This window comes from Methyloceanibacter marginalis (genome assembly GCF_001723295.1).
Taxonomy (GTDB): Bacteria; Pseudomonadota; Alphaproteobacteria; order Rhizobiales; family Methyloligellaceae; genus Methyloceanibacter; species Methyloceanibacter marginalis.
On sequence record NZ_LPWD01000072.1, the window covers coordinates 1 to 5,000 of the forward strand.

Consider the following 5,000-nt stretch of genomic DNA (forward strand, 5'->3'; position numbering starts at 1 on the left):
CTCGATGCGCTGCGCCGCCAGATCTCCGGGCTTCAGTCCGAGCGTGACGCGCTCACCCGCCGCAAGGCGCAACTCCAGGGCCTGCAAGGCAAGCTCCGCGAGCAGCGTGACGCTTTTCAGACCGGCCGCGTCGCGCAGCTCGAGGCGCGTGTCGCCGAGCTCACGGCCGAGATCGGCGGCCGCGACCGCCAAACGGGAAGAGACCGAAAGTGCGCTGTCGCGGGCCACGCGCCTCAAGGCGAATGGCTGGCAGACGGATGCGGCCCTCGACAAGGCCGAGCGCGACCACAAGGTGGCCGTCAACATGGCGGAATCGCTCAGGCAGAAGCTGACCGGCACCAAGATCGAGCTCGACGCCGCGCGACGTGGCCTATTCGTCGGGGACAGCTACAACGACATTCCGCGCACCGCCCAGCGGCTCGACGAGGTCACGCAGCAGGTCATCGACCTGGACGGCGAGATCGACGAGAAGACGCTTCGCATCGCGCAGCTCCAGTCGGAGCTGACGAAAGAAGAGCAGCGCTTTACCTTGCGCTCGGAGGCGAAGCTGACGGCGCCGGTTCCCGGCCGTATCTGGGAAGTGCTGACCTCGGACGGTGAGCAGGTCTCTCAGGGCCAGGAGCTGATCCGGGTCCTGGATTGCGGTGGTGTTCTCGTGAGCGCCGCGGTCAGCGAAGCGGTCTACAACGCGCTCAAGATCGGTCAGCCGGCCACGTTCCATCTGCGTGGGGAATCCGAAGAGCGGCAGGGCCGGGTCGCCGGTCTTCATGGCTTGGCTGCCGCGCCCGCCAATCTGGCAATCAAGCAGACAGCCTTGGCGCGTGAGCCGTATCACGTGTCGGTGGAGGTGCCGAACCTGGCGACGGGACCGGATTGCCATGTTGGGCGCACCGGCAAGGTGACGTTCAACACCGCCACGGGACCGATGACGGCGCTTGCTGCCGCCAAATGACCTACGCATCGGGCGTCACCTATTGGGAGCAATTCCTCCCCGGGTTGACCATCGTGTTTCTGGCGATCGCGGTGCTGCCCTGGCTCAGCCGCGACAATAGCTGGATCCGGACGGGGGTCATTGCCCTCTGCCTGTTCGTGTCTTGGCGCTATCTGCTGTGGCGGATCGGCTTCACGCTTCCGCCGCTCGGCCTCACACTCGATTACGCGGCGGGGCTGATCTTCGTGGTGGTGGAGACGCTCGCCATGATCGGCGGGACGCTTTCTCTTCTGTTTCTCACGCGAACGATCAACCGCACGCCGGAGGTGGAGCGCAATCTGCCATGGGTGCGCAACCTGCCGCGGCCGCCCTTGGTCGACGTGCTGATCTGCACCTACAACGAAGACGAGAGCATTCTCGAGCGCACAGTCATCGGCGCCCTGGCGCTCGACTATCCAAACTTCCGCTTATGGGTTTGCGACGACGGCCGGCGCGCCTGGCTGGAAAAGCTGTGCGAGCAGCATGGCTGCGGCTACATCACGCGGCCGGACAATGCGCACGCCAAGGCCGGAAACATCAACAACGCGCTCGCGCATCTCGCATCCCTGCCGGAGAAGCCGGACTTTATCTCGATCCTCGATGCCGACTTCGTGCCGAAGTCGACCTTCCTGAAGCGCACCATGTCGCTGATGCGGGACGAGAACGTGGGCATCGTGCAGACGCCGCAGCACTTCTTCAATCCCGACCCCATCCAGACCAATCTTTCCATGACGCGGGTCTGGCCGGACGAGCAGCGCTATTTCTTCGGCGTCGTGATGCCGGCCAAAGACGCTTGGGGCTGCGCTTTTTGCTGCGGCACATCCTCACTCATCCGCTTTGACCCTCTGATGAAGATCGGCGGCTTCCCGACGGACTCCGTGACCGAAGATTATCTGCTGACGCTACGCTTGAAGGAGACGGGGTTCCGCACGGTCTTCCTCGACGAGATCCTGTCGCTTGGGCTCGCGCCGGAAGGGCTCAAGGAATACATCACGCAGCGCAGCCGTTGGGCGCTCGGCTTCATGCAGATCGTTCGCGGCGCAAGCGGACCGTTCCGCATCGGCAACGGGCTCAGCTTCATCGACAGGGTCGGCCTTGTCGAGACGTTCCTGCATTGGTCGATGACCTTCACCTTCCGCGCCCTCACGCTCATCGTTCCGGCGATTTATCTCCTGTTCGACATTCAGGCGGTCTACGCCAATGTGGGCGACGCGATCTCCTATTTCGCACCGGCATTCGCCGCGCAGATCGCCGTCGCCACCTGGATTTCGCGCGGACGTCTCATCCCGATCATGTCGGATCTCAGTCAGCTGCTATGCGCCGACGCCATTATCAAGTCGTGCGCCATCGGCCTGTTCAAGAAGCAGGGCCACAAGTTCAAGGTGACCGCCAAGGGCCGCAGCCGCGCCGTCAAGTCGATACAGTGGCCGCTCCTGCGCAGCTTCTTTCCTTATCTATTCCTGACGGTCGCGGGCATTCTCTGGTCGTTCGTGCTCGACGATACGCGGCCGCTGGCCGATGCGAGCGGCATGGCGCTCCTGTGGAGCTGGTACAATATCGCGCTCCTCCTTCTTGCCTGCTTCGTCGCCGTGGAAGCCGCCGACCGGCGCGGCAGCGAACGCTTCAATGTGAACCGGACGGGCCTGCTCGCCACGCCCAGCGGGACGCAGTGGTATCAGATCGCCGACATTTCCGTCTCCGGCATGCGCTTCAAAGGCGCGGCGCCAGCGGCGTTGGGAACGCCCGTGCATGTGCGCTACGACAATCTCGACGTGAGGGCGACCGTCGCGCGCATCGGCAAGGACAATTTCGCGGTGCATTTCGCCGAAAGCCCCGCGAACCGGAAGGCCTTGATCCAGCACGTCTATGCCGGACCCTACCATGCCGAGGTCCACGATGTGCGCCCCAGCAGGGTCGCCACAGCGCTCCTCGCCCGCGTGTTCAGGTAGGCCTGCGGCTCCTCGGCGCGGTTCGGCGACCTGATTGTAAGGGGAGAGAGAAGGAGAGGTCTTCGAGACTTACTGGACGAATTATTACTGGGTCACTTGAGCGACGCGGCTGGTGACGGGATCGAGCTGCATCAGGGCTTCGATGCGGCGCCGCTCTTTCTGGAAGGCGGCGAGCTCGCGTCCTTCGAGCTTCAGGCCGCGCGGTACGGCGATGGTCATCGGGTTGACGAACTTGTTGTTGACCAGAACCTCGAAGTGACAATGGGGGCCGGTGGAGCGGCCAGTGGAGCCGACAAAGCCGATGATCTGGCCTTGCTTCACGTGGGCGCCGGGTTTGGAGCCGGGGGCGAAGCGGGTCATGTGGCCGTAGGCGGTGGCGAAACCGTTGGCGTGGCGGATGCGGATATAGTTGCCGTAGCCGCCGTGGCGCTCGGCCATCTCGATGGTGCCGTCGCCGGCGGCGAGGATCGGGGTGCCCGACGGCGCGGCCCAGTCGCGCCGGTATGCATGCGGATGCGCCGCAGCAGCGGATGGCGGCGGGTGCCGAATCCGCTCGTGAAGCGGCCGCCCTTCACGGGATTGCGCATCAGGAACTTCTTGGCGCTCGAGCCGTGCTCGTCATAGTAGTCGATGGTGTCGTCCGGGGTGCGGAAGCGGTAGAATTTGCGGACCTCGCCGCCGACCGTCATCGCAGTGTAGAGCAGTTCGCCCGCCTCGTCGCCGCTCGAGCCGTCGGCGTCGAAGAACACTTCGAACGTGTCGCCGGAGCGCGCCTTCTGCTTGAAGTCCACGTCGTAGGAATGGACGCGCAGCAGCTTGAGGATGGTGTCGGACGGAAGCTTCTGGTCGAGGGCTGCCTGGTAGAAGCTCTGATACAGGCTGGCGCGGTTCGAGGCCGTGATCACCACTTCGCCGTCGGGGGTCTGGTGGAGGCGAGATAGTCGCCGTCGCGGTTGCGCGCGGCGGTGACGATGTGGTTGCCGTCCTTATCGAAGATGCTGACACGGACCGGCTCCATCTGGCCGGAGTCGGAATGCGCCGGGACGAGGCGGAAGTCGAGCTTCTGTCCGGGGCGCAGATCTTCGGGGCCGAACACGGCATCGAGGCTGTCGACGATGGCGGTGGCCAGAGACTTGTCGGTGCCGGCTTCGACGAACACGCCCATCAGATTGTCGCCCTTGCCGACCTCGATGATCTTGGTCTCGGCGTTGGCGACTTCTTCCTCGTTGAGGTCGTCTTCCTCGTCGAGCGTCTTCTGCATCACGGTGGTGTTGGGCAGGAAGCGCGGGCGCTCGACCTCGTCGGGACGGTAGGAGGCGAGCTGGAGCCTGGCCTCGCCGCCGCTCTCGCCAAGCGCCACCGGCTGGTCCGCATAAGCGAAGTTCTCCGCGGCGCGCGCCACCAGGCGATTCACCCGGTCGGGCTCGAGCTCGATGTTGTCGGCGGCCGGCAGGACACCCCCGGGCACGTCGACCACATCGACCACGAGCGACTGGCTGGAATCGGCCGCGTCCTCGCCGTCGCCGATCGGCGTTGTGTCGGAATAGAGCTTGAAGGGATTGAAGGAGGAGTTCGTCGGCGTTCTCGGGAATGTCGGTGGCAAGGCCGGCGACGATGCGCAGATAGGGCTTGATGGTGATGACTCGCGGCTGCCTTGGCGTTCCACCACCGTGTCGTGGATAACATGGCGGCTGGCGAGCGGCGGAGGTCGTCTCAATGCGGTCTTCTTTCTGGCCGGAGGCGCTCTGGGCGTCTTGGGCGAGGCGGGCGCCTCTGATCGGCTGGAGGGCGGCGAGGCTCGCGCGCTTGATGGAATTCACCATGCCCGAGCCGTCGGACATATTCATGGAGGCATAGATGGCGACGCCGATGAGGCAGACGCCGACCATGCCGGCGAGACAGGTGCTCGCCATCCATTTGAGGCGTGTGCCGGCGCCGTCATGGCCCGTTTCGCAGAGATAGACCGGCGGCAGCTCGCGGTCGGTCTTCGGGGTCTCGCCGAGAAGAATGGTGGGGAGTCCACGGGGCGCGGCCGGCACGAGTGCCTGGCCAAGCTTACGGCGCGCAAATCCCCCACGGCG

6 protein-coding genes are annotated in these 5,000 nt (G+C 64.9%); 2 read left to right on the forward strand and 4 right to left on the reverse strand.

What is annotated here, in order from left to right; genetic code table 11:
• On the reverse strand, positions 1–306 hold a 306-nt coding region (locus AUC71_RS18510; RefSeq protein ID WP_141701417.1), incomplete at its 3' end, for a hypothetical protein.
• Here AUC71_RS18510 and AUC71_RS03460 point away from each other — a divergent pair.
• Positions 305–952 (forward strand): HlyD family secretion protein, encoded by a 648-nt coding sequence (locus tag AUC71_RS03460; protein ID WP_069623152.1) that lies wholly within the window; start codon positions 305–307, stop codon positions 950–952. The two genes, AUC71_RS18510 and AUC71_RS03460, sit on opposite strands and share 2 nt — an antisense overlap.
• On the forward strand, positions 949–2,919 hold the full coding sequence (locus AUC71_RS03465) for a glycosyltransferase (RefSeq protein ID WP_069623153.1): 1,971 nt from the start codon (positions 949–951) through the stop codon (positions 2,917–2,919). The genes AUC71_RS03460 and AUC71_RS03465 overlap by 4 nt, the downstream gene beginning before the upstream one ends.
• An 84-nt stretch (positions 2,920–3,003) precedes the next feature.
• Here the strand turns inward: AUC71_RS03465 and AUC71_RS17325 are convergent, their stop codons facing one another.
• The 3 genes from AUC71_RS17325 to AUC71_RS03480 are packed head-to-tail and all read right to left on the reverse strand — an operon-like array spanning position 3,004 to position 4,636.
• Positions 3,004–3,357, reverse strand: a complete 354-nt coding sequence (locus tag AUC71_RS17325; RefSeq protein ID WP_244500777.1) for a M23 family metallopeptidase — start codon at positions 3,355–3,357, stop codon at positions 3,004–3,006.
• Positions 3,276–3,824: a M23 family metallopeptidase gene (locus AUC71_RS20755; protein ID WP_244500778.1), complete on the reverse strand. Its 549-nt coding sequence runs from the start codon at positions 3,822–3,824 to the stop codon at positions 3,276–3,278. The genes AUC71_RS17325 and AUC71_RS20755 overlap by 82 nt, the downstream gene beginning before the upstream one ends.
• Positions 3,821–4,636, reverse strand: coding sequence for a hypothetical protein (locus tag AUC71_RS03480; protein WP_141701418.1), 816 nt, complete (start codon positions 4,634–4,636; stop codon positions 3,821–3,823). The genes AUC71_RS20755 and AUC71_RS03480 overlap by 4 nt, the downstream gene beginning before the upstream one ends.
• Between the last annotated feature and the right edge of the window lie 364 nt (positions 4,637–5,000).

What these genes read in the sequence shown, in the direction of transcription:
- AUC71_RS03460 (WP_069623152.1), top strand. Translation starts at nt 305, where the DNA reads ATGGCGGAATCGCTCAGGCAGAAGCTGACCGGCACCAAGATCGAGCTC.
- AUC71_RS03465 (WP_069623153.1), top strand. Translation starts at nt 949, where the DNA reads ATGACCTACGCATCGGGCGTCACCTATTGGGAGCAATTCCTCCCCGGG.
- AUC71_RS17325 (WP_244500777.1), bottom strand. Translation starts at nt 3,357, where the DNA reads ATGGCCGAGCGCCACGGCGGCTACGGCAACTATATCCGCATCCGCCAC.